Origin of the sequence: Bacillus sp. YKCMOAS1 (assembly GCF_030268125.1) — a bacterium.
Classification (GTDB): domain Bacteria; phylum Bacillota; class Bacilli; order Bacillales; family Bacillaceae; genus Bacillus; species Bacillus safensis.
This window is the reverse complement of sequence record NZ_BSEI01000002.1, coordinates 313,892-337,013: the sequence shown is the minus strand read 5'-3', so window position 1 is coordinate 337,013 and position 23,122 is coordinate 313,892. Positions and strand designations below refer to the sequence as shown.

General features: G+C 43.3%; 23 protein-coding genes. 7 read left to right on the top strand and 16 right to left on the bottom strand.

The features are described from left to right. Positions 1-154: 154 nt before the first annotated feature. From QSJ46_RS06500 to QSJ46_RS06485, 4 genes are all read right to left on the bottom strand, one after another. The gene (locus tag QSJ46_RS06500) at positions 155-2,341 is read right to left on the bottom strand and encodes a DNA topoisomerase III (RefSeq protein WP_285604485.1); all 2,187 of its coding nucleotides are present in this window, start codon (positions 2,339-2,341) and stop codon (positions 155-157) included. Between the two features lie 72 nt (positions 2,342-2,413). Further along, entirely contained in the window at positions 2,414-3,469 is a 1,056-nt protein-coding gene (locus QSJ46_RS06495; RefSeq protein WP_041089156.1) for a tartrate dehydrogenase, read from the bottom strand. A gap of 97 nt (positions 3,470-3,566) precedes the next feature. Then, positions 3,567-4,499, bottom strand: a complete 933-nt coding sequence (locus QSJ46_RS06490; protein WP_047203829.1) for a DMT family transporter — start codon at positions 4,497-4,499, stop codon at positions 3,567-3,569. Next, positions 4,496-5,323, bottom strand: coding sequence for an AraC family ligand binding domain-containing protein (locus QSJ46_RS06485; protein WP_041089152.1), 828 nt, complete (start codon positions 5,321-5,323; stop codon positions 4,496-4,498). The genes QSJ46_RS06490 and QSJ46_RS06485 overlap by 4 nt, the downstream gene beginning before the upstream one ends. Before the next feature lie 154 nt (positions 5,324-5,477). On the opposite strand from QSJ46_RS06485, the gene QSJ46_RS06480 reads away from it, so the two are divergent. Together QSJ46_RS06480 and QSJ46_RS06475 are read left to right on the top strand one after the other, a co-directional pair. Next, positions 5,478-6,152 carry a GntR family transcriptional regulator gene (locus tag QSJ46_RS06480; RefSeq protein WP_047203841.1) on the top strand — a complete coding sequence of 225 codons (675 nt, stop codon included), beginning with the start codon at positions 5,478-5,480 and terminating at the stop codon, positions 6,150-6,152. Positions 6,153-6,281: 129 nt separating this feature from the next. After that, positions 6,282-6,578 carry a DUF3817 domain-containing protein gene (locus QSJ46_RS06475; protein WP_285604484.1) on the top strand — a complete coding sequence of 99 codons (297 nt, stop codon included), beginning with the start codon at positions 6,282-6,284 and terminating at the stop codon, positions 6,576-6,578. Positions 6,579-6,807: 229 nt separating this feature from the next. Here the strand turns inward: QSJ46_RS06475 and QSJ46_RS06470 are convergent, their stop codons facing one another. Next, positions 6,808-9,057, bottom strand: a complete 2,250-nt coding sequence (locus QSJ46_RS06470) for a hypothetical protein (RefSeq protein WP_258182648.1) — start codon at positions 9,055-9,057, stop codon at positions 6,808-6,810. A 158-nt stretch (positions 9,058-9,215) separates the two neighbouring features. Here QSJ46_RS06470 and QSJ46_RS06465 point away from each other — a divergent pair, with 158 nt between their 5' ends. From QSJ46_RS06465 to QSJ46_RS06455, 3 genes are read left to right on the top strand one after another with little or no spacing between them, the layout of a single operon-like run. Then, a complete protein-coding gene (locus QSJ46_RS06465; RefSeq protein ID WP_034283837.1) occupies positions 9,216-9,434 on the top strand; it encodes a hypothetical protein in 219 nt (72 codons plus the stop codon). 13 nt (positions 9,435-9,447) lie between these two features. Continuing rightward, positions 9,448-9,630, top strand: a complete 183-nt coding sequence (locus QSJ46_RS06460; RefSeq protein WP_047203826.1) for a hypothetical protein — start codon at positions 9,448-9,450, stop codon at positions 9,628-9,630. 2 nt (positions 9,631-9,632) lie between these two features. Next, positions 9,633-9,806 carry a hypothetical protein gene (locus QSJ46_RS06455; RefSeq protein WP_285604483.1) on the top strand — a complete coding sequence of 58 codons (174 nt, stop codon included), beginning with the start codon at positions 9,633-9,635 and terminating at the stop codon, positions 9,804-9,806. 444 nt (positions 9,807-10,250) lie between these two features. On the opposite strand, the gene QSJ46_RS06450 is transcribed toward QSJ46_RS06455, so the two are convergent. Further along, positions 10,251-10,673, bottom strand: coding sequence for a pyridoxamine 5'-phosphate oxidase family protein (locus QSJ46_RS06450; protein WP_047203824.1), 423 nt, complete (start codon positions 10,671-10,673; stop codon positions 10,251-10,253). Positions 10,674-10,966: 293 nt separating this feature from the next. After that, on the bottom strand, positions 10,967-11,836 hold the full coding sequence (locus tag QSJ46_RS06445; RefSeq protein WP_058837349.1) for an SDR family oxidoreductase: 870 nt from the start codon (positions 11,834-11,836) through the stop codon (positions 10,967-10,969). Between the two features lie 156 nt (positions 11,837-11,992). On the opposite strand from QSJ46_RS06445, the gene QSJ46_RS06440 reads away from it, so the two are divergent. Then, positions 11,993-12,604 (top strand): class I SAM-dependent methyltransferase, encoded by a 612-nt coding sequence (locus tag QSJ46_RS06440; RefSeq protein ID WP_285604482.1) that lies wholly within the window; start codon positions 11,993-11,995, stop codon positions 12,602-12,604. Positions 12,605-12,620: 16 nt separating this feature from the next. On the opposite strand, the gene QSJ46_RS06435 is transcribed toward QSJ46_RS06440, so the two are convergent. From QSJ46_RS06435 to QSJ46_RS06425, 3 genes are all read right to left on the bottom strand, one after another. Continuing rightward, positions 12,621-14,708: a BglG family transcription antiterminator gene (locus tag QSJ46_RS06435; protein WP_285604481.1), complete on the bottom strand. Its 2,088-nt coding sequence runs from the start codon at positions 14,706-14,708 to the stop codon at positions 12,621-12,623. A 129-nt stretch (positions 14,709-14,837) separates the two neighbouring features. After that, positions 14,838-15,920: a C45 family autoproteolytic acyltransferase/hydrolase gene (locus QSJ46_RS06430; RefSeq protein WP_106025681.1), complete on the bottom strand. Its 1,083-nt coding sequence runs from the start codon at positions 15,918-15,920 to the stop codon at positions 14,838-14,840. A gap of 89 nt (positions 15,921-16,009) precedes the next feature. Then, complete coding sequence (locus QSJ46_RS06425; protein ID WP_064498688.1) at positions 16,010-16,642, bottom strand: GDSL-type esterase/lipase family protein; 633 nt, start codon at positions 16,640-16,642, stop codon at positions 16,010-16,012. 406 nt (positions 16,643-17,048) lie between these two features. Here QSJ46_RS06425 and QSJ46_RS06420 point away from each other — a divergent pair, with 406 nt between their 5' ends. Continuing rightward, positions 17,049-17,684: an FMN-dependent NADH-azoreductase gene (locus QSJ46_RS06420; protein ID WP_024720223.1), complete on the top strand. Its 636-nt coding sequence runs from the start codon at positions 17,049-17,051 to the stop codon at positions 17,682-17,684. Positions 17,685-17,718: 34 nt separating this feature from the next. Here QSJ46_RS06420 and QSJ46_RS06415 read toward each other — a convergent pair whose 3' ends face one another. The 6 genes from QSJ46_RS06415 to QSJ46_RS06390 are packed head-to-tail and all read right to left on the bottom strand — an operon-like array spanning position 17,719 to position 23,083. Beyond that, positions 17,719-18,492, bottom strand: coding sequence for an IclR family transcriptional regulator (locus QSJ46_RS06415; protein ID WP_058837344.1), 774 nt, complete (start codon positions 18,490-18,492; stop codon positions 17,719-17,721). Continuing rightward, positions 18,476-19,522 (bottom strand): 5-oxoprolinase subunit C family protein, encoded by a 1,047-nt coding sequence (locus tag QSJ46_RS06410; protein ID WP_285604480.1) that lies wholly within the window; start codon positions 19,520-19,522, stop codon positions 18,476-18,478. The genes QSJ46_RS06415 and QSJ46_RS06410 overlap by 17 nt, the downstream gene beginning before the upstream one ends. Continuing rightward, the gene (pxpB, locus tag QSJ46_RS06405; protein WP_285604479.1) at positions 19,519-20,265 is read right to left on the bottom strand and encodes a 5-oxoprolinase subunit PxpB; all 747 of its coding nucleotides are present in this window, start codon (positions 20,263-20,265) and stop codon (positions 19,519-19,521) included. The genes QSJ46_RS06410 and pxpB overlap by 4 nt, the downstream gene beginning before the upstream one ends. Before the next feature lie 18 nt (positions 20,266-20,283). After that, positions 20,284-21,075, bottom strand: a complete 792-nt coding sequence (locus tag QSJ46_RS06400) for a putative hydro-lyase (protein ID WP_047203817.1) — start codon at positions 21,073-21,075, stop codon at positions 20,284-20,286. Between the two features lie 5 nt (positions 21,076-21,080). Next, positions 21,081-22,298: an NRAMP family divalent metal transporter gene (locus tag QSJ46_RS06395; protein WP_107164124.1), complete on the bottom strand. Its 1,218-nt coding sequence runs from the start codon at positions 22,296-22,298 to the stop codon at positions 21,081-21,083. Positions 22,299-22,324: 26 nt separating this feature from the next. Next, positions 22,325-23,083, bottom strand: a complete 759-nt coding sequence (locus QSJ46_RS06390) for a LamB/YcsF family protein (protein ID WP_224930274.1) — start codon at positions 23,081-23,083, stop codon at positions 22,325-22,327. Positions 23,084-23,122: the final 39 nt, after the last annotated feature.

Here is a 23,122-nt window from a genome sequence, read left to right as displayed (position 1 = left end):
TTATTATAGAGTGTTTTTGTTAAAATTTAAATAAATATTTTATACCAAATTACGAGTCTTTTTGCACACATATTCCCATTTTCAGAAAAACCATATGCCGATATACTTGATTACTCAGAAAAACCCATGCATTTCAGCATGGGTTTATATACTACTATTGATCTAATTTTAATTTCTTTAATTGCTCAGCCAGTGCGTTATTGATTGGTTCTTCCACTTTCTTTTGTTTCTTCATATATTTAGACACATCGTGCTTACTGGCTTTCTTTTGATTGGTTTGTGATTTGCGTTTTTCGAAAACAGACAGTTTTTCTCTATGGCCGCACACACAAGCAAAGATTTTACCATCGCCTTCTCCGCGCAGTTCGAGCTTTTTATGACAGTTCGGGCAGCGTGCGTTTGTTTTCTTCGCTACATTTTTACGGTGGCCGCATTCTCGGTCTTGGCACACGAGCATTGTGCCATGTTTTCCGTTCACTTTCAGCATAAGTTTTCCGCAGTCGGGACAATGGGTGCCAGTGACATTGTCATGCTTAAAGGTTTGGTTCGTCTGTTTGATTTCAGATACGGCTTGTTTTGCATAGGACTTCATTTCACTCATGAATTGAGAAGCCTTCAGCTGTCCTTTTGCGATTTTAGAAAGCTTTTGTTCCCATTCCGCTGTTAACGCAGGAGACTTTAAGTCTTCAGGCACTAAGGAGAGCAGCTGTTTCCCTTTCGATGTGATGAAAATGTCTTTGCCCTTTTTCTCGATTAAGAAGCTGTTGAACAGTTTTTCAATGATATCGGCTCTTGTGGCCACTGTTCCTAGTCCGCCTGTTTCACCGAGGGTTTTCACTAAATCCTTTTCCTGATTCTGCATAAATGCCGCTGGGTTCTCCATAGCAGATAGCAGAGTTGCTTCATTAAACCGGGCAGGAGGTTTCGTTTCTCCATTTGTTTCTTTCAGCTGGCGTACTTCAAGTGACTGCCCTTCTGAGAGCAGCGGCAGATGCTGATCTGCTTCGGCTGATTCCTCGTCTTCATAGGAATCATCATACACGGCTTTCCAGCCGGCTGATTGTACGGTTTTTCCTTTTGCCGTGAACGTTTCACTGCCTATCTTGGCAAACACCGTTGTTTCCTCGTATTCAAAAGGATTCATGAGTACAGCAAGGAATCGTTTGGCAATAAGATCATATAATTTACGCTCTTTATCACTTAGTGCACCAGGATACAGCTCTTCCTCGGTTGGAATGATCGCATGGTGATCTGACACTTTTGCATCGTTGACGAAGCCTTTGTGCGCTTTCACGCCTGATTGTAAAATGCGGTTCACATGCTGTGCGTACGGTCTGACGTTCATTCCTTTTAAACGATCTTTTAATGTAGGAACGATATCCGCTGAAATAAATCGTGAATCTGTACGCGGATATGTCACAAGCTTATGCTGCTCATACAATCGCTGAAGCGTAGACAAGGTTTCTTTTGCTGAGAAGCCGTAGCGTTTATGTGCATCACGCTGCAATTCAGTCAGGTCGTACAGCCCTGGAGCAAAAGCTTTTTTCGCTGTTTTTTTCAATGCATCGATCACTGCTGGTTTTCCTTTGCATCCTGCCAAACGCTCTTTTATGACATTCTCTTGGAATGTGCGGTTTTGCTTTGTTTTGGCATCCTGCCATGTCAACGTAAGCCCATCTACTTGTGCAGTCATTCCATAGAACGGCTTCGGCTGGAATTGCTGAATGTCTTCTTCTCGTTTGGCGATCATGGCAATCGTTGGTGTTTGTACCCGTCCGCAGGAAAGCTGTGCATTGAACTTAGTCGTCAGCGCTCTTGTTGCGTTGATCCCTACTATCCAGTCTGCCTCTGCACGTGCAACCGCTGAGCAGTACAGGTTATCATATTCTCTGCCATCTTTTAATCGTTTGAAGCCTTCTTGGATGGCTTTGTCCGTAACAGATGAGATCCATAGTCGTTTCAGCGGCTTTTTCACATGCGCTTTTTCAAGAATCCATCTTGCGACAAGCTCCCCTTCACGTCCAGCATCTGTTGCGATGACAATATCTTTTACATCTTTTCTTGCAAGCTGCGCTTTCACTGCTTGGAATTGTTTGCCTGTCTTTTTCATGACGACAAGCTTGAGGGGCTCTGGAATGATCGGTAAATCCTCTAAACGCCAAGATTGAAATTCTTTTCCGTAGCCTTCTGGATCAGCCAGTGTGACCAAATGGCCAAGCGCCCACGTCACAATGTATTGGTCTCCTTCTAAAAAACCATTTCCTTTTTTATGACACTTCAGCACACGCGCTAAGTCACGTCCTACTGAAGGTTTCTCTGCTAATACAACTGTTTTTGACACTAGATTTCACATCTCTTTCTTCTATCCATCCTTTTATTATAGCAGACGTGGAGATGCGGTTCTAATGACGGATTATTTCTTCAAGCGCTTGATGATTTCGTTGGTGATTTCTTGTGTTTGATAGGCTCCGCCGATGTCTGCTGTTAAAAAGCCGTCTGCTGTGACTGACTCGATGATTTCGAGCAGGTGTGTGCCCAGTTCTTCTTCTCCGAAATGATCAAGCATGAGTTTAGCTGTCCAAATTTGACCGATTGGGTTTGCAATCCCTTTTCCTGCAATGTCTGGGGCTGAGCCGTGTACAGGCTCAAACATAGACGGATATTTGCCATTCACATTGATGTTGGCGGCAGGCGCCACGCCAATACTTCCCATAATGGCAGCTCCAAGATCAGTCAAAATATCACCAAATAAATTACTGGCTACAATCACATCGAATTTCTCAGGTCTTGTCACAAAGAAGGCTGAGAGTGCATCAATGTGCTGTGAGTCTGCTGTCACCTCTGGATAATCCTTTGCTACGTCTTGAAACACTTCATCCCAAAATGGCATTGTATGAACGATTCCATTCGATTTGGTTGCACTTGTCACATGCTTTCTTCTCTTTTTTGCTAATTGAAAGGCAAAACGCATGGCTCGCTCTGTCCCTTTTCTGGAGAAAACAGCATTTTGAATGGCAAGCTGATCTTCTCCTTGATAGATACGGCCCCCAATTTCACTATATTCACCTTCACCGTTTTCTCTTACAACAAGAAGATCGAAATCCTTTGGCTGAGCAAGCGGTGAGCGAATGCCGCTCAGCTGTTTTGCAGGTCTAACATTGATCACCTGCTCAAATTCACGTCTAATTTTAATGAGCAATCCCCAAAGTGATACATGATCCGGCACTAAATTGGCATCTCCGACGGCCCCTAAGAAAATGCTGTCAAAGGCTTTTAGTTGTTCCAATCCATCCTTTGGCATCATTTCGCCATGCTCTAAATAATATTCACAGCTCCACGGAAAATCCTGAAAGGTGAAAGATAGACCGCCATGCACCTCTGATATCGCTTTCAAAACTCGGATGGCTTCAGGCACAACTTCCTTTCCAACTCCGTCTCCTGGTATCGCTGCAATTGAAACATGCTTCATTGATTTTTCCCCCTTTGTCATCGGTCGACCGTCGACCTTTTAATTTGAGTTTACTAAAGAGTGCCTGTTCTTACAATAGACAAAAGACGCTTTTTGATCAAAGCGCCTTTTTATCCTGCACCAGTATCGGGGACTTCTGTTTCTTTCTTCCCGCACCTTTTTTATCTGAAAGCAGCAAACCTCCTAAGGTCAGTACCGTTCCTAGTGCCGACATGAAGGTCAGACTCTCGTGAAGAACGATCATTGAAATGATCATCGTGATAATGGGCACTCCATAAATATACACACTTGATTTCACCACACCGATCGTCTTCACGGAAAAGCTCCATGTCAGAAAACAAATAGCAGATGCAAAGACGCCTAAAAACAGCAAGTGGAAGGCAAACGATGGATTCGTGAACCGCTCCCAGTCTAAACGAATCTTAAAATGCCAGATTAGCGGAATCATCCATAGCAGCCCGTAAAAGAAGACACGTCTTGTCACCTGAATAATATGGTAGCCATATTGATTGATCATTTTCGATAAAATGGAATAAAATGCCCAGACGATGGTAGCCATAAATGCTAAAGCATCACCGAGCGGATTCAATTGGAACGTCGTCATCCCATTAAAGCTAATCAGTACAATTCCCATCATCGCGATGAAAAAGCCTATGAAAAAGCGGCTGTGCAGCGGCTCATCTTTTAATAAAAAATAAGACAATAGAAAAGAGAAAAATGGGACAACGGAGCTGATGACACCTGCATTCGAAGCGAACGTATAAGTAAGTGCAACATTTTCTAAAAAATAGTATAAGACCACACCGCATAACCCTGCGAGCGCAAACATCCCTTCATGCTTTCTACGCTGCACCTTCATGGTGACTGGATAAATGATCATCAGGGTAAGGTACCCAAGGAAAAAACGAAAAAATAAAATCTCTGTTGGAGAAAAAGCCGTTAATAATATTTTGGTTGATATAAAGGTAGATCCCCATAAAAAAATGGTGAACATGGCTGCTATATGACCAAGAAGCTGTTTATTTTTCATTTTGCTGTTACCTGCTTTTCAAAAATTTGCTGATACTGCCCTGGCGTAAGCCCAATAAATTCCGAAAAGAAATGAGTCAAATGACTTTGATCAGAAAATCCAGCGGCAGCAGCTACATCTATTGGCTTCATTCCTTGGGCGAGAAGCTCCTTCGCATAGTTCACCCTGATTGTCTGTAAATAACGATACGGCGTAATTCCTCTGAACTTTGTAAAAGCACGCAGCAATGAATATTTGTTCATGGACACGAGCTCACCTAAGTCATCTAACGATATATTTTCCGTGAGATGTGTTTCAATATATTGCTGTACGTCTTGGACTTTTTGTTCATTGGCATTGGCATTGGCTGCTGATGCTTTTTCCTCTGGTGTATCAGAATAGGTTTCGATCAACTGCTTCATCAAAAAGTAAAAGGCTTCCTGTTTATTCAAAGCAGGAGCTTCTTCTGTGATCATTTGATGAAGATCATATAATTGCTTTGCTAGTTCACTTTGTGAAACCACAGGGGCTTTAAAATGCGGCTTGTGCTGAAAGATCTTCTCCAGCAACTCTGGTTCAATATTTAAGCTGCGATAATCTAGCGGCTTGTGATCAAATTGTTCACATCCGTGATTATCGTACGGATTGAAAAGAAGGATATCTCCTTTTCCAATGATGTATTCTTGATTTTGGCAGAACATACGTCTTTGACCGCCTTCAATAAATCCAATCACATAGTATGTATGAAAATGTTTTGGGAACTTTTTGATGATGGCATGAAAGCGATACGCCTCTATTTGCAAGTCCTGGTCAAAATGGACTGTTCGTTCCTCTAATGTTCTCATGTCGATCCCCTCTTTTCACTGAACTCATCATTAGTGTAGCACACCCTTTTTTTCTTGGATTGTACGATATTGACTTTTCGATGCAGGCTTGCCTAGAGGGAAAAACTTGGATAACATGAGACAAAAGATGATGTACAAAAGAGGGAATGATGGGATGAATTCATTCGAGATGGAAAGACCAACACCGTACCACATGCAATTTTATGAACAGCTGAAGCAAATGATTTTTGATGGCCAGTTTCAGCCAGGAGAGCGCATCAATGAAACGCAGCTGGCCAAGCAATTTGGCGTAAGCCGTTCACCTGTAAGAGAGGCGATGAGGCTGTTAGAAAAAGACGAGCTTTTAATCGCGGATCATCGATCAGGCTATTCCGTCTATACGTTAACAGAAAAAGATGTCGAGGAGCTCTATCAAATTCGGGTGGCCTTAGAACCACTTGCTGTTGAACTTGCTTGTAAGGAAGCCACGCAAAGAGAAATGGATGAAATTGAGCAGGTTCTCACAGAGGCGGACGAAGCGATCAAGCAGGAGCTGCCATCTAAAGAGATCGTCCAGTTACATGAATCCTTTCACCAAAAAATCATTTTGGCGAGTCACAATGACCGTTTATCCAAACAATTGAATCACGTGAATGCACTCATTCACTATTGCCGCATTTTCCATTTTAGCGGCGGGGCTCGTGCTGAAACCATTCAAAGAGAGCATGCAGCGATCTATTCTGAAATAAAAAAGCGCCGCTCCACAGAAGCGGTTCAAGCAATGACTGAGCATTTATTACATGATGTCATGCACTTAAAGCAAGTACTCTCTGAAACAAACAAACAGTAAAGGACTTTTCCCATTTTTTAAGCAATCCATGAACATATTTTGAATTTTTCGTAGATTTCAGCATGTCCAGACGATCTTTCGTTTATATTAGAAGATGAGAAACTAGCTTTTATACAGGAGGATTTGTATATGCATACAAGTATTAGCCGTCTGCGACAGGCGGGTTTTATTGAGGGTATGTCTCTTTTAACCCTTCTTTTAATTGCCATGCCTCTAAAATATTTTGCGGATATTCCGATGGCAGTCACCATTGTAGGCTCTCTTCACGGCGCATTATTTGTCATCTATATGCTCGTTTTGGCATATGTGACATTTAAACTTCGCTGGCATTTGAAATGGTCCATCGCCGGTTTTTTTGCGGCATTCATTCCTTTCGGCAATTTCGCCTACGATAAGGTGCTCCGCCAATATGATACAAAAGCTTAATAGAAAAAGCGTTCCTAAAAGGAACGCTTCAGATTGTTGACAAAGGGCTAAAATGATTTTGATTTTAGCCCTTTGTCTTCTTTTCAGCGTGATAGAAAACCTTTGCAGTCTAGGAAGGACGAGTACCGGAGCGGAGCGAATTTGACATTCGTGAGCACCGAAGCGCAGACCTGACAACGAATGCGAGGGTTTGTCTACACGCTGAAGCGTTCCTAAAAGGAACGCTTTTTTATATTGATGCATATTTAACAATGGCTGCTTGACGCGTCATATCGTGATATGCCACCCATAATTCATCACCAGGCAAGACGCTGGTGATTGGATCGATTGGCTGTTTCACTTCATACATCATGCCATTTCTCTCAACTTGAATGATTGCTAACGGCAGATTGCCGATGACGCCAGCAAATTCGACATTGGTCACTTTTGCACTTCCTTGTTTCTCTTGCATGAGGCCCATTTCTCTATCCAGCTCTTCTTTCTTTGTCTGGATCGTCATTTGAGTGCCCGCTGCGATCTGCATATGATCAGGGATGAACTGGCTGACCGTTTTGGTGATGGACTGATCTCCGTTTGACACTGTCACATCCAGCTGAATAGGCTTTTGTTCATGGATGGCAATTGGATATTGCTTCACACGCTGGATGGTTCCAGTTAACGTCATATCTTTCCCCGATCGATTCCGAACTTCATAGCCATAGGCAGCCATTTTCAGCTGGCCATTGATGTCGACGAGATCGGCTTTTTCTCCTGTTCTAAATTCAAAACCAGCGGCTTGAATCATCGGAATGATATACGTTTTCTGATCTAATTCAAATGTGAGTGATAAGACGGTGCCCCGTCCTACGGTTCCATATGATTCTATATTTCTTAAAACAGCGCCTTTGATGAACTTTGGCTCACTTGGCTGCGAGAAGTCACCCTCTTTTAAAAGCATTGCCTTTTGCTTCTTCGGATCATAGTGAATGGCAATAGGCTGGCCTGGCTGTGGTATCTGGGTGTAGGATACAACCGTTTTAACCGTCTTTTCTATACTTTGCCCTTCATATTCAAATTGAAGCCGCATGCTGACAACTGGCTGTTCGTTGATATAGGTGCCCGTTTCTTTCACGGACACAATATAGGCTTGTAATGTGACACTGTCCTTTATCTTGTTTCTTCTCACCAGTCTCAAAATCGGCGGCAGGAAGATCGCTAGTACAAATAATAACAGCGGGATCAAGATCCATATCGCCCAGTTAAGAATGAGCGGTCCGCCCTTCATTACATATTGCATAAAGGTATCAACAGACGTTTGGTGGGCTGGACTGGCGTTTTCAATTGAGATGACCTTTTGCAAAGGAAATTCCTTTAGCTCTTTGCTTTTCGTCTCAAATGCACCCGTTAATTGATTGTCAAATGAATAATAGAGCCAATCGCTCTTCACATTTTTATTGAAAGAGAGCCCTTCTTTTTGTAAAGATTCATAAGACAATGATTGAAACAGCTTGCTGGCAGACACCGCCTTATTCGTGCGATGGTTATAAATATAACCCGTCAGCTTACCTTTTGCTTCGTCCTTTGCTGTAGAGCCTGCAATCAGCACTTCTTCCTCATTAAGCTGGTACACATACGTTTGGTATATTGGCTTTGGCGTTGGAACGACTTCCCCAAGCCTTCCTTCTGCATTCACTTTCCTTGCCCTTTTTGGATATTCCGATTCCACGGCGACAGCAAAGTTTTGTGATGATCCGATCGTTTTTTGCAGCCTCTGCTCAACTGTATCTTCCACAAGGCTAAACGGTTCAGCATTTTTTGAGACATAGAGGCCAAGCTGATGTTTCTCGTTTGAAATGCCGCTGACATAAGCCTTTTGATCATTTTTCAAGGCTACTTCAAATATAGGAATAGGGGTCTGCCCTCTAAAGGAATTCATGACAGCATCCATGGAGACAGGCCTTGCCGGCAGCTTTAGCTCGTTAAGATTGTGTACATAAAATTGCCCGTTCTTCAGCTCACCAATGACTGCAGCGGCACCGTCCATTTCTCCTGTAAATACGAGCCGTCCATTCCATTGGTATGTATTCGTTTTTAAAAATGAAGGAATCTGCAGGTTATTTTGAACGAGCTCTTTCTTTTCTCCGCTTGGTGTTAATTTCTCAATCATCAGCTGCCCGTCTTTATTCTTTAAAGCAAGCAAGAGATTGTTTCCTTGAATGGATGGCCACATTTCATTAAACGAATCACTTTCTGTGGTCCATTCACTCATTCTTTTTCCTGATTGAGGATCAACCATTGCAAAATGGAGCTGCTGGTCTTTTGATACAGCACTCACCACTCTTTTGCCTTCATCAAATGTGAACATTCCTTTGACGTTATTCTCTGTTACTTTCCCATCTGACAAATCATCTTGATAATGGTTCCACACCAAGACACTGAGAATGATTGCTGGAATAAAGAAGACAATATATCTGAGGAAGATGACTGGTATTCTTTTCACTTGATCGCTTCCTTTCATGAGGTTCCTTTAACTTATACGTCAGTACAGCGAAAATGTTTCACGCTAGAAGAATACCATCAAAGCCTTTGAAATCCATATTTTACAAACTTTGTTGTTTACGATAAAATCCAATCAGATTGAAAAAAGGAGTTATCTCATTGGATAAGCTATCATCAATCATTCTAGCGGCGTGGCTGCGTGTCCCTCGCTGGTTCAAGCAATGGGTACTCGTATCCATTTCCATTTTCTTTTTTTATATGTGTTTTGTAAAGGGGCTGACTAGCTGGCACACCTTGCCGCCTGTCACTTTGCTCTCATGTGTGATTGGTTCCTTCATCATTTGGCTGATGTGGCTTAAGGGACAAAAAAATAAGTGAAAAGAGGACAATCATGAAAAAATCGATTCTATATTTTGCGATCTCTTTTGTGCTGCAATTCGTTTGGTTTGGTCTTGTGCACCCAAATAGAGGCGTGACACTGCTGGATATGTTCATGTTTTCTATTTTGTTTGCAGTGATGTTCTTTTTTATTGAACGGATTTGGCGGTATCAGAAAAAAGGGCAGAGGAAATGATCATGAAGCCCGCCTTATTCACTCTAATCATCTGTGCATTCATCGGTCTGCTGCTAGTATCGAACCCTTTTGGAGCGGACGCTATGCGATTGGTTTGTATCTTCATCTTCCCTTTTCTTGGGCTCATTGGTTTTGGGGTCTTCTTGTTAGACCAAATGAAAAAGGCTGCCAAATAGATGGCAGCCTGTTACTTACTCTTTTCATGCAAATAAATAATCAATGTTTAATCTCCGTTACGGAGTGTATGAATTAAGATTCGATCATATCAGTGTGTCATATGTGTTCCGAGTGAACCTACGTTTGAAAGTAAACGCCATGGAAGTTCTGGATAACAAGACAACGAAAGCCCTACCTCTCATTCGTCCTTACGGCTCCGAAGCCGTGCCAGTGTGAATTGTAAATCAAAACGTCTTTTTTCCATTCTTCCGCTTATATAGGGGGGCGGGTGCAGAAGGAAAAGAATAAGTTTGTTCGCTTTGACAGCGTCTCGTTCTTATCAAGTAGAAGCTCTATTGCTTCTCATTGTGTCATAGAAAAAAGAAAGTTTACTTTCTTTATTTATTTGCTTATTTCAACACTTAATATCAAACTATAACACATTCCCCCTGCTTACGCAAGTGTTAAAGTGATAATTCTGCTGGTGTACGGCTTCCTTCATTCATATAACGAATGGAGGTTGGATCAATTTTCAGAATCACTAGATTCGGGTCATCTTTTCCTTTAAACCATTTCTCCATCTCATCAGACCAAAGGCGGTCGATCAATTCCGGATCATCGGTTAATGTTGCGGTGCCTGCAATTTCTGCATAAGTATCACCGAATCCTTCGCCTGAATATCCAATGAGAATATGCACATTCGGATTTTTTTCAATTTCATCTGCTTTATGTGTTTCTTTACTCGTTGGTGTATATAACGTTAGACCTTCATGGAAAAACGTCATGTAGCGAGTATGCGGCTTATCCTGTTCAACAGTCGCCAATGTTCCGACCTTTTGTTCATCTAATAGGTTTAATACCTTTTGTTTTAATTCTTCTTGAGACATATCGTTTCACTCCTTCAAAATTTCATCCGTATTCGTAGGTTTCCACGACAGCCCATTCATTAAACAAAGAAATGTGTTTTTCATAAAAAGATACTTTCTGGCTGATGCTATAGAAAACAGGTTCAATGAAGGGAGAAGTTGAACATGCATCATGAAACGTTGTTCCATTTGAGTTCACTTGTCATTGCTGCAGTTGTTGTGGGCATTATCGTATGGTCTGTCACATCTGTGCAGAAAAATCGCAAGAAATACTAAAAACACCGCCCAATCAAAGCTGGGCGGTGCCGCGTAGATCATGTATTCATAAAGGAACCGCCATTGACGTGAAGTGTCTGTCCTGTCATATAAGACGATTCGTCAGAAGCCAGCAGCACAAAGCAGCCGACATGCTCAACAGGCTGTCCTGGTCTTCCCATCGGGGTTTCTGCCCCGAAGCTTTCCACGCTGTCTTCATCAAATGTAGATGGAATGAGCGGCGTCCAAATTGGACCTGGCGCTACACCGTTTACCCGAATCCCATCTTTCACAAGCGATTGTGCCATAGAACGCGTAAAGCCGTTAATGGCTCCTTTTGTCGCCGTATAATCAATTAGCACTGGGTTACCTCTATATGGGTTAATTGATGTTGTGTTAATAATGGAGCTTCCCGGTTTTAAATAATCCAGTGCCTTTTTCGTAAAATAGAAATAGGAATAGAAGTTGGTTCTAAAGGTTTGGTGAAGCTGTTCACTTGAAATATCTTGAATACGTTCTTGCGGATGCTGTTCAGCCGCATTATTTACTAAAATATCTAATTGCCCGAAGGCTTCAACTGTTTTTTCTACTGCTTTCTCGCAAAAGGCTTCGTCACCGACATCTCCTGCAATCGTTAAGCATTTGACGCCTTCCTGTTCTACACGTTTTTGCGTATCTTCTGCATCCTCATGTTCATTTAAATACACAATGGCGACATGTGCTCCTTCTTTTGCATAGGCAACAGATACTGCCCGTCCGATTCCACTATCTCCGCCTGTAACCAGTGCCACTTTTCCTTTTAGCTTGCCAGAACCTTGATATGATTCATCCTCAAAGATCGGCGCTGGATTCATTTCTCTTTCACTGCCTGGCTGCTGATCCTGCGTTTGGCGCGGAATGCCATTTGTTAAATATTCACGTAAATCCATGTGTAAGCTCCTCCTTGATTTGTTGATGTATCCTTTCATTACCACCTCATTTTTCCACTCAAACATCATGAAGCTGTACAGATGTGTTCCCGAAAATCAACATGTTTGAAGAGAAGAAAAATCGGTTACATGATCATCAAAAAGGAGCGTTCTCACATGCTGTCTACCATTTCAAAAACCTTTAGCAGACCAAAAGGCTGGCTCGGAAGCATCGCTGGACTCATTATGGTAAATGAAAATAAAGCATTGAATCAGTGGGCCATCCGCCACTTAAATCTGACAGATGGTGAAAACATTTTGGAGATTGGCTATGGACCCGGCTACAGCATTAAACATATGCTCAAGTATTATCAAGATCTTCACATTGATGGGCTGGATGCTTCTTCGACCATGCAGGAGCAAGCACAGTCCCGCGTCAGCAAACGAGCAAAAGACAAACAGGTCCGATTGTATGTCGGAAAAATCGAGAAAACACGCCTTCCCGGAGAGCAGTATGACAAAGTGCTGTCTGTTAACAATTTTACGATTTGGGATGATCCAAAGACGGGCTTACTCAATCTTTACCACACCTTGAAACCAGGAGGAACACTCGTTATTGTCATGCAACCAAGAGAAAAAGGAGCTGACGCCAATCGAACAAAAGAGATGGGTGAAACCATATTAAATGACATGCAGTTTGCAGGGTTTGACCAATTTTCTATTGAGTATGAAGACATTCGTCCTACCCTTGCTGTCTGTGTCACAGCAAAAAAGCCGAGAAGCGACTAAGCTCTCGGCCTTTTTCTTACCACTTTGCCTCTTTGACAAATTGATAGAAAAGCTGATGTAATTTCTGTTCAATGTCTTCCTTTGTCCCTTGTCCATAAAGCGCCATGCTTTCTTCACTTTCAATGATGGATGAACTGATCAGACTAAACATTTCTGACCCTTCCTTGCCAAGCTCTTGCGGCGCCAGCATCATGAGCATTCGTGACATCTGCTGCTGCCCGCCATCCATGCTTTTAACCTCGTATGCTTGATCAAGATCATAAATATGAAAGATTGGTTCCTTGATGAATGCATGCTTTAAATGATAAAGAGCAAATTCAGTACCAGGTATGCCTAAGCCGCCTTGCTGTTCACGTTCCAAAAGGCCGCTCGCCACATCATCTGCATGTATGATAAGCCCTTCCTCTTCAAGCTGACGAAGCAGCTGCCTGATGTTTTCATCATGCCGCGGCATCGTCTTTCTTTTTTCAATGATAAAACGGGACAGGATACTGCGAATCACAAACATATAATTCGTCACCTGCTCTGCAACCGTCATCATATTAACGGTTTCTTGCACCAATTCTTTGGGAGATTCTTTTGTTCTTTTTTTCTCGATGATATAAGGAATCTTCCGTTTAATATGAGCCTTCACACGCATGGCATCATCCTCGTTTAGGAGGGGGCTGACCATAATGTAATCGATATGCTCATATGGGATTGGAACGGTCGAGACAATCATGTCATAGCTCGATGCATCAATTTCCTTTAGCTCCATCAAAGAGGATAGATCGAATTTGGCGATCTCCGGCAATTCTTTTTTCAACCGGGAGGCGAGCATTTTCGAGGAACCGATGCCGCTTGAACAAACAACAAGCGCATGAATTTTTGTTTCTTCTTTTTTGATTTCAAGCACTGAGCCAAAGTGAAGCACAATAAAGGCAATTTCATCCTCTGGAAATTCAATCTCAGGAAAGAAGCGCTCGACTCCTTCTTCAATCGCCATAAACAGCAAAAAGTAGTCTTTTTTAATTTGTTGTGTGAGCGGATTATAGATTCTCATCTTTTCCTTTAGACGGTTCATGGCAGGTTCGAGATGAGATACGAGTCCCTCATACAATGAATCATTTTCATTGAGATGATAGCCGGTTTTATTTGAAATAAAATCAATGAGCTTTTTCGTTCTCAGCGCGATATCCAGCTCGATTTCATCAATACGGTATTCTGCCCCAAAGCTGCGATTTGCACTGCGAAGGTGGATGGTCATATATCCGACCTCCGCTTCAGGGATCTCCACATTAAACATGCGTTCAAGCGCTCTTGCCATTCGGAGTGATGATTCAAATTCCTTCGTCCGCTTTAATTCCAGCAGCTCTTCCTCTTCCATTCGAATGGTTTCCCCAAGCTGAATACGTTCGATGGCATAGGTTAAGTGAACAACAAGTGCAATATAGGCACTATCAGATAAGGAAAGTGACAGTCGATCTTTCAAATGAAAGAGCAGTCTTTCTACCTTGAGCAGCTGACCTCTGCTGACAACGCCAAACACCTTTTCCGTTGCTTTCGTTCGATGTTTGATATTCATTTCAATCGTTTCTAAAAACAATTGAATGTCGAGCCGGTCAACAATGAGATTGCCGACAATTTTCCGTTTTGCTTCCTCCGGCCCTTTTAATTCAATGCCGTACCCGCGCTTGCGGATAAGCTGCAAACCGTATGGAGCAATCCACTCCGTCAGTTCATCTAAATCATAGCTGATCGTCGCATTTGTTACCTGCAAGTCAGCTGCGAGTGTGTATAATTTCACCGGTTCCTTCGCTTCAAGCAGCGCACATAGGATTAAGAGCTTTCGTTCATCCGAGCTATATTCAATTTGATCCTCACTTGACATATGAGCAAGAAGCCGCTGTTTATCCTCCTGTTCGCCAACTGCCTTTAAGCCTTTTCCCGGCTGTTTATCTAATGAAAGATGATAATCTTTCAAAATTGGTTTAATAGATTTTAGTTCTCTATGGATCGTTCTTGTACTCACCTGAACAGAATCGGCTATCTCACGAATGGTGACATAACGATTTTGCTGAATGATGTATTTAATGACTTTCTGTTCTCGTGCCGTTATGTACATGAAATGCCTCCTTCTGTATAAATAGGTCTATTGTCACACCTTAATATAAAACGCTTTCAACGAGCGATGCAATCTTAAGTTAATCTGAATTTGGCACAGCGGCTGTGACAAAATATAAACAAGGGATCATTAGACACTCCTCCAAAATGACGGTCCATAATCCTTTTGATGAAATTGTACCTTTTGTTCATGAAAAGGCAGTGAACCCCCGGCTTTTAAAGAATAAGTCGGATTGTACACTGGAGAGCCAAAGCAATAATCGATTGTGCCTTCTTCCGGACGGAACATGACGGTTCGCATCGTTCCAAACAGCTCTTCATAATTGTGCACAGTTAGACCATCAGGATATTCTGTCTGGAACAGCTTCACAAGAGAATCATTTGATCGTTGTTCTTTTAAAGCCTCCATTAACATATCGTATCTGACAATAGAATGATGTTTGGTCATCCCTTTTGCTGTTTGATCAGCTACCGGATGATTCGTTGCGGCAATATAACCTGTCTCCGGTCTTCTCACCCTTTTTTGACCATCGATGATTTCAATCACAGCCGCCTCTCCTTTTCGATCCGCAAGCATGATATGAACATTTGAGGCAACGGGCATTTCCTGGATTGAGCGAATGGCTTCCTCGACCGTTTGACAAGATTCCAGAACAGAGCGAATCACATGATACACCTGCAAACCGGCGACTGCTGGAGGCTTTAAACCGGGTTCATTGCCAACCGGCGGACCGCAAGCGGAGAAAGTCACAGCAAGACCATGCTCATTCATTCCATCAGATCTGCCAAACAACAGCAGCGACGAACCTGTATGACATGCCAAGCCTTTCACATGTGTCGTCACAAGACGCATATCATCAAAAATCGGGGAGAAATCATAGTTACGCAGCATGACCGTTTGTTGACCGGCTGCCATATTCCCCTGCCTCACACAATGGGAACAGCCTGGCTGAAGATGCGATGAATAGAAAAAGGTCAAATAACGCTCATCTAATTGCATTTCATCACAAAACCCAGCAATTTCTTCATCTAATTGAGGAAGAAAAGGACGGATCAGCTGCTTCGTTTCCTTCACAGCCTGTTGTGTTACCGGTTCTGTTCGAATATATTGTGTCTGCAGCAGCGGGTTCTCCTTCAGCCAGAGAGCCTGCTGTTTTCCTACTTCATAAGCCGTTCCTGTCATCTTTTGAAAAAACGCATTGATCTCCTCCATGCCTGCACACCTCTTTCGCCTTCGTTTCTTTTATCATATCGAAACCGTCATTTATTGAAAAGGATGAAAAAAACTGCAATCCCACCGGATTACAGCTGTTTACAGTATTGTTGATACAATGCTTCTGCCATTGCATCATACCCCTTAGGATTCGGGTGAAATTGATCAATCGATAAGTAAGCTCTTTCATGCCCTTCAAACGCGCGATACACATCCACAACTTCTACATGCGGATTCGCAGCAAGCAAACGAAGTTGTTGATTATATTGCTGAAGCCACCGCCCGGCTATTGGTATTTGTGGAAAAGGATTATATAAATTCATGAGATATACGCAATAGGGCTCATGCTGCCCTCTTTTGATCTGAGCAATTTCTTGAATCATCTTGCTAAAATTCGCCTGGCAATGCATGACCGCTTGCAGTAGTTTCTTTTCATCTTCACCTTCTTCATACTGTTGAACAGCTTGAACAAGGTCATTTCCACAGCCTGTGATGGTGATGATGTCAGCAGCTGCAATGGCACGTCTCACCTCAGACCGTTTAAAGAGCTGTAAAATCTCATCGGTCGTTAACCCTGACTTTGCAAATACAGACAGCTCGACCGGTGCATGCGTCTTTTTTTCAAGCAGCCATCGAAACCGCTGAGTAAATCCTCCACCAAATAAACGTGCCCCCACCCCAACTGTTAAGGAATCCCCAATCGCAACATAGGATCGTCCCACTCTTATCCCTCACTCTCTCCTGCCTTCTCTTATATATACGAATTTGGAGAACAGATGCTTGTAGCAGATGACTTAGGGGCATCCATCTTTTTTTGAGCTGCAGCGCCTTTACAAACTCTTTACTTGCGGTATTGAACGATTTTTTGTTCAATAAGAGTAGGTTTTTTGCGCTGAAATCTGCGTGTTTAAGTGTTCCAGAAAAATTTACAAACTTTTTATCTTGATTTCGAGACTTTATATCTTGACTTCAAACTACAATGTGATTACAATGAAAATATCAGTTTTTATGTAACTGTGCTTGTTACATCTTTTTCATAGCATTCCAATATGATTAAAGATGCCACATATTCAGCGTACCTTTGGGATACGCTAAAAAAATAACCGAAACAGAAAGGATTGAATGAACATGGCAAAAGTTTTATACATCACTGCACATCCGCATGATGAAACAGTTTCTTACAGTATGGCTACTGCTAAGGCATTTATCGAATCTTATAAGGAAGCAAACCCAAGTGACGAGGTTGTACATATCGATTTGTACAAAGAAAACATTCCTCACATTGATGCAGATGTATTTGCTGGCTGGGGCAAACTTCAATCTGGTGCTGGCTTCGATACACTTTCAGCTGAAGAGCAAGCAAAAGTTGCTCGCCTAAACGAATTAAGTGATCAATTCGTTTCTGCTGACAAATATGTATTTGTTTCACCACTTTGGAACTTCTCATTCCCGCCAGTTCTTAAAGCATACATCGACTCTGTTGCTGTAGCTGGTAAAACATTCAAATACACTGAGCAAGGTCCTGTTGGTTTATTAACAGACAAAAAAGCTCTTCACATCCAAGCACGTGGTGGATACTACACTGAAGGTCCTGCTGCTGAACTTGAAGCAGGTCACCGTTACCTTGGTACAATTGCGAACTTCTTCGGAATTCCTTCTTTCGAAGGTCTTATCGTTGAAGGTCACAATGCTGAGCCTGCGAAAGCAGAGCAAATTAAAGCAGATGCAATCGAACGTGCAAAAGCTTTAGGAAAAACTTTCTAATAACTGCACGCAAAAAAGCCAATGATCTTGACGGTCATTGGCTTTTTATTTGTTCGGACGAAAAGCCTAATTCTCTCGAAATATCACTGGCGGCTTTTTTCACCTGTTGAATTAAGTAAGGTAAGCGTTCTTTTTGATAGCCTGCTTCAAATCCTGCAATGCTAATACCTGCTGCCACTTCCCCCAGATGATTGAAAATAGGAGCTCCAATGGCCGCTGTATAGTTTTCAAGCTCAGAATAACTTAACGTATATCCCCGCGCATTTGATTCTTCCAGCATGTTTCTTAGAACCTCTTTATCTGTAATAGTCCCAATTCCGATCTTACCCAGCTCAATTGAGTCAATATAGGCGAGTCTTTCGCTCTCTGGCAAAAAGGAAAGAATACTTCTCGCACAGGCACCTGCATATAGGGGGGAGCGTCTACCGACGGCAGTGTAGAGACGAACAGGCTGCGTACCTTCTATCTTTTCCACGTAAATGGCTTCGTCACCCTCGCGAACAATGAGCTGTACAGCTTCTCCCACTTCATCCCGTAAGCTTTCCATAAATGGTCTTGCAATTCTTCGAATATCAAGGCGGTCCGCCACAAGCTGACCGTATTCAAGGAACATTAAGCCTAATCGATAAGCACCTGTTTCTTGCTTTTCTAACAGCCCCATATCGGCTAAAGAGGTCGCCATGCGATGGACAGATGTTTTCGGCATACCAGATAGTTCGATCATTTCATTTAATGTTAATTGATCGTGAGCGATAAACAGCCGCAAAATCTCCATTGATTTCACAACCGTTTTATTTGTGTTTTGCATCTTCTTCACCTTTTCTAAACGAGAATGCTTCCAGCTTGATTCTTGCGGTAAGCTCCCTCAGTTCCGCTTCTTGCTTAAATAACGCCTGCTCTGCATCCCGATGATCTATTTGTTCAAAATACAGCTTTGCCCCAGGCATCGCCTGTGCAATAAGCGGCAAATCTACAGTCGCTACTTCTCCAATACGCGGGTATCCCCCTGTCGTTTGCCGATCTGCCAGCAGAATAATCGGCTGGCCATCGGGAGGAATTTGAATGGATCCAAAGGCGACAGCTTCTGAGATCAATTCCAGCTTTTCTTTTAAATGAACCGGCTTCCCCTTCAGCCGGCAGCCCATACGATCTGATTGGGGTGTGACCTGATAAGACTTCTCAAAAAATGCAGTTTGAGATGTTTCTTGAAAATGAGAAAGATGCCTCCCTGCCAGCACACGAATCACTGGCGATTTCCGCAACGGCAAAAAATAATCGTGACTCACTGTCCAATCTGGTGCGCCGTATCCCGACTGATTCACTTTATTTTTTAGCCTATCAAACAAATGATCCGCTACGATAGACGGCTCTCCATTGAGCAGAACGTCGCCTTTTTCAAGAGGACGCCCATTCAGTCCACCGATCCCTGCTCTTACATAAGTGCTTTTGCTCTGCATGACTGGCTCCACATCAAATCCACCTGCCACAGCAAGATAAACGCGGCAGCCTCTCTTACAAAGACCAAAGGTGATCGTGCTTCCTGATCGGACAAAGAGCGGCTTCCATAAAGGTGCCCGCTCTCCGTCAATATCAATCTCTACATCAGCACCAGTGACTGCAATGAGCTGATCCTTCTCACATGTGAGCACAGGACCCGGCCCCATCAACGTGACTTCCAGAACGGCTTCGTTTTCTTGATTGCCAGTGAGAATGTTGGCGATTCTAAGTGAGAGCGGGTCCATGCCGCCGCTCGTTAAGACGCCATACTTTTGATAGCCTTGCCGCCCTTTATCTTGAATGGTTGTGTACATCCCTGGCTCGACGACATGAATACTCAACGTTCTGCCTCCTTCATGCTGAAAAATTCCTTTTCAGACATTTGGACAAATCTGACCTCGTCCCCTGCTTTCAATAGACTCGGAATTTCCTCGTCTGGGCGAAAAAGCAGCAGCGGGGTTTGTCCAATGAGCTGCCAGCCCCCTGGTGTGGAAATTGGATAAACGCCTGTCTGCTTTCCCGCAATACCAACAGAGCCTTTTGGAATAGACATCCTTGGTGTTTCTCTGCGTGGTGCCGCGATCTTTTCAGACAGCCCGCCTAAAAACGGAAACCCTGGGGCAAATCCAATCATATAGACAAGATACGTCCCGGCAGTGTGAATACGTACGACTTCCTCTGGCGTTAAACCATTGATACGGGCAACCTCTTCTAAATCAGGGCCCAGCGCTCCCCCGTAACAGACTGGAATATCCACAATGCGGCGCTTTACCTGAACTCCCTCCTGCCATTTGTCTTCAAGAAGTTGTTCAATATAGACTTTGACCCATTCATACGGAGACAGGTCATGTTTTTGAAGCTGGGCCGATTGATGAACGGTATAAGGCTCGTAAAAAACAGTCACGTTTGTAAAGGCTTGAACCGCTTCTACATACCCTTCAAATGGGTGCTGTTCAATACATGCAAACAGCTGCTCAACACGTGCATGAATCTCCTCATGTATGTCAGCTCCAGCTTGGATGACGATTGCTGCATCTCCCAGCGGGTGGTAGGTGATGGAATCTTTTATCGTTGAAAAAGCCACTTGAGGACACCTCTCTTTCTACAGTACACCGAGCTTTTGATCTCTTCGATCTGTGATGAACATATGACCGGGTGCATGAGTGATCGCAATGTCGGGTTTTGTATGCATGACAATGGCTTGCGGTGTCACACCACATGCCCAAAACACCGGGACTTCTCCTTCTTTGATCACAGATGGTTCTCCAAAGTCAGGCTGGTTCACATCGGAAATGCCAATCACCGCTGGGTCCCCTATATGGATCGGTCCGCCATGGACTGATGGAAATCGAGATGTCACTTGAACACTTCTTGTGACCTGATGCGCCGGAATAGGTCTCATGCTGACCACCATCGGGCCATGAAAGACTCCTGCTTTTTCACAAGCTATATTCGTTTGATACATGGGTACGTTATGACCGTCTTCAATATGGCGGACAGGAATGTCATTCAGCATAAGCGCGTGCTCAAACGTAAAACTGCATCCAATGAGAAAGGCAACCATATCATCCTCCCAATAAGCAGTGATATCTGTAACCTCTTCTTCAAAAATCCCTTTTCGGTAAATACGGTACTTAGGAAAGTCCGTACGAATATCCGCTTGAGGCGCCGACCGTCTTGGCACTGGATCACCTGGGTCCAGTACATCAAGCAAGGGACATGCAGCCGGATTCCGCTGACAAAATAAAAGAAAATCAAAGGCAAGTTCCTTTTTGACAATCATTAAATTGGCTTGAGCAAACCCCTCAGCAAAGCCAGCCGTTGGTCCTGCGATCTTTTTTTCGCGAATCAATTCTCGAATTTGTGAAGGTTCATATTTTTGGTAAGTATTCATCTGAATCAGCTCCATAGTTTCGGGATTTCATTGATGATGGTATAACCGCCCATTATCGCCATGATGACCACAACAAATGCACCAGACACTGTCAAAAAGAAAGGATGGCGATAATCTCCGACAATGTCTTTCTTATAAGCCGCAACAAGCAATGTGCCAAGGGCGAGCGGCAAAATCAATGCATTGATCGCTCCAACTAATATCAAGATGTTCACAGGTCTTCCAATCGTAATAAAACAAAGGGTTGAAAGAGCAATAAAACCAATGATAATGCCACGCTGGTTTTGCTCAATTTTTGGCGAGAAGGTTTTGAAGAAAGAAACAGATGTGTATGCTGCTCCAATGACGGATGTAATCGCCGCAGCCCACATAATAATCCCGAACATTTTATATCCGATATTTCCTGAAGCTAATTGAAAAACAGAGGCAGGCGGGTTGGATGGATCTATCTGCAAGCCTTTTGAAACAACTCCTAATGTGGCAAGAAAGAGTGCTACACGCATGACAGAAGTAATTAAGACACCGAAAATAGAGCTTTTCGTCACTTGGGGCAGTGCTTCCTTCCCCTTAATACCTGCATCCAGCAAGCGATGCCCGCCAGCAAAGACGATATAGCCGCCTACCGTTCCGCCCACAAGTGTCACAATGGATAAAATATCAATCTTCTCTGGGACAAATGTTCTCACCGCCGCTTCTCCAACTGGCGGCGCTGTTGAAATCGCTACATACAGCATCAGTCCAATCATGACAAAGCCTGCTACCTGTGTGAAACGGTCCATCGCTTTCCCAGCCTCTTTGATCACAAAGATGAGAATGGCAATCACAGCACTGATCCCTGCGCCAATTCGCGGATCGACACCGAAAATCACCTGAAAACCAAGACCAGCCCCAGCGATATTTCCGATGTTAAAGGCAAGTCCTCCAATGACAATCAAAAAGGCCAGCACATACCCGAGACCCGGGAGCACCATATTTGCAATATCCTGACCTCGTTTTTCTGACACGGCAATGATGCGCCATACATTTGTTTGTGCAAAAATATCTAATAAAATTGAGATCAAAATGACAAACCCAAAGCTTGCCGCAAGCTGCTGTGTGAAGACGGTCGTTTGTGTTAAAAATCCCGGTCCAATCGCGGACGTTGCCATTAAAAAGGCTGCACCCATCAGCATAGACCGATTCCCCTTTGGTGCCTTCACGTGTTTGACTTTCTCTGTTTTCATGCTGTTGCCCCCTTTGATGACGATTTTTATTGAAAGGCCTTGAGATGGATGCCGGCTTCTTTTAGCTTTGCTGTAATGGTTTTTGCAAATTGAAGCGCATGGCTGCCGTCTCCGTGAATGCAGACCGTATCTGCTTTGAGCTCGATATCTTTCCCTTGAACTGTACGAACCTTGCCTTCTCGCACCATACGAACAACCTGCTGGACGGCACGTTCATCCTCTTCAATGAGTGCATGTGGTTCGCGGCGCGATGTTAGCGTCCCGTCTGTTTGATACGTCCGATCAGAAAAAACTTCATGTGCCACTTGCAGACCTATCCGTTCACCTGCTAACGCAAGTTCACTCCCTGACAAACCAAATAACACAAGGTTTGGATCCACATCATACACAGCCTTCGCAATCGATTCAGATAATTCAGTATTTTTAGCCGCCATGTTGTAGAGGGCGCCGTGTGGTTTGACATGCTGCATCGTGCCGCCCTCGGCCTTGAGAAAGGCTGATAGAGCGCCAATTTGATAGATGACAAGATCATAGGCTTCCGCTGCAGAGATAGCCATTGGACGTCTGCCAAAGCCGGCCAAATCTTGCAAACCAGGATGTGCACCAATTTTGACCCCTTTATCCAGTGCCATTCTAACTGTCTTTCTCATGACCGTTGGATCTCCTGCATGAAAACCGCAAGCAATGTTGGCTGAAGTGACATATTCTAAGATTTGTTCGTCTGCACCGATTGTGTATTGACCAAAGCTTTCTCCCAAATCACAGTTGATATCCACTTGATACATAGAATCCCTCCTTGTTGTTCCGAAATACGGAATATAAAG

Bases quoted from the DNA above. Each gene is read 5' to 3' on its own strand.
- QSJ46_RS06495 (WP_041089156.1), bottom strand. From the start codon at position 3,469: ATGAAGCATGTTTCAATTGCAGCGATACCAGGAGACGGAGTTGGAAAG.
- QSJ46_RS06490 (WP_047203829.1), bottom strand. From the start codon at position 4,499: ATGAAAAATAAACAGCTTCTTGGTCATATAGCAGCCATGTTCACCATT.
- QSJ46_RS06485 (WP_041089152.1), bottom strand. From the start codon at position 5,323: ATGAGAACATTAGAGGAACGAACAGTCCATTTTGACCAGGACTTGCAA.
- QSJ46_RS06480 (WP_047203841.1), top strand. From the start codon at position 5,478: ATGAATTCATTCGAGATGGAAAGACCAACACCGTACCACATGCAATTT.
- QSJ46_RS06475 (WP_285604484.1), top strand. From the start codon at position 6,282: ATGCATACAAGTATTAGCCGTCTGCGACAGGCGGGTTTTATTGAGGGT.
- QSJ46_RS06460 (WP_047203826.1), top strand. From the start codon at position 9,448: ATGAAAAAATCGATTCTATATTTTGCGATCTCTTTTGTGCTGCAATTC.
- QSJ46_RS06455 (WP_285604483.1), top strand. From the start codon at position 9,633: ATGAAGCCCGCCTTATTCACTCTAATCATCTGTGCATTCATCGGTCTG.
- QSJ46_RS06450 (WP_047203824.1), bottom strand. From the start codon at position 10,673: ATGTCTCAAGAAGAATTAAAACAAAAGGTATTAAACCTATTAGATGAA.
- QSJ46_RS06445 (WP_058837349.1), bottom strand. From the start codon at position 11,836: ATGGATTTACGTGAATATTTAACAAATGGCATTCCGCGCCAAACGCAG.
- QSJ46_RS06440 (WP_285604482.1), top strand. From the start codon at position 11,993: ATGCTGTCTACCATTTCAAAAACCTTTAGCAGACCAAAAGGCTGGCTC.
- QSJ46_RS06435 (WP_285604481.1), bottom strand. From the start codon at position 14,708: ATGTACATAACGGCACGAGAACAGAAAGTCATTAAATACATCATTCAG.
- QSJ46_RS06430 (WP_106025681.1), bottom strand. From the start codon at position 15,920: ATGGAGGAGATCAATGCGTTTTTTCAAAAGATGACAGGAACGGCTTAT.
- QSJ46_RS06420 (WP_024720223.1), top strand. From the start codon at position 17,049: ATGGCAAAAGTTTTATACATCACTGCACATCCGCATGATGAAACAGTT.
- QSJ46_RS06415 (WP_058837344.1), bottom strand. From the start codon at position 18,492: ATGCAAAACACAAATAAAACGGTTGTGAAATCAATGGAGATTTTGCGG.
- QSJ46_RS06400 (WP_047203817.1), bottom strand. From the start codon at position 21,075: ATGAATACTTACCAAAAATATGAACCTTCACAAATTCGAGAATTGATT.
- QSJ46_RS06395 (WP_107164124.1), bottom strand. From the start codon at position 22,298: ATGAAAACAGAGAAAGTCAAACACGTGAAGGCACCAAAGGGGAATCGG.
- QSJ46_RS06390 (WP_224930274.1), bottom strand. From the start codon at position 23,083: ATGTATCAAGTGGATATCAACTGTGATTTGGGAGAAAGCTTTGGTCAA.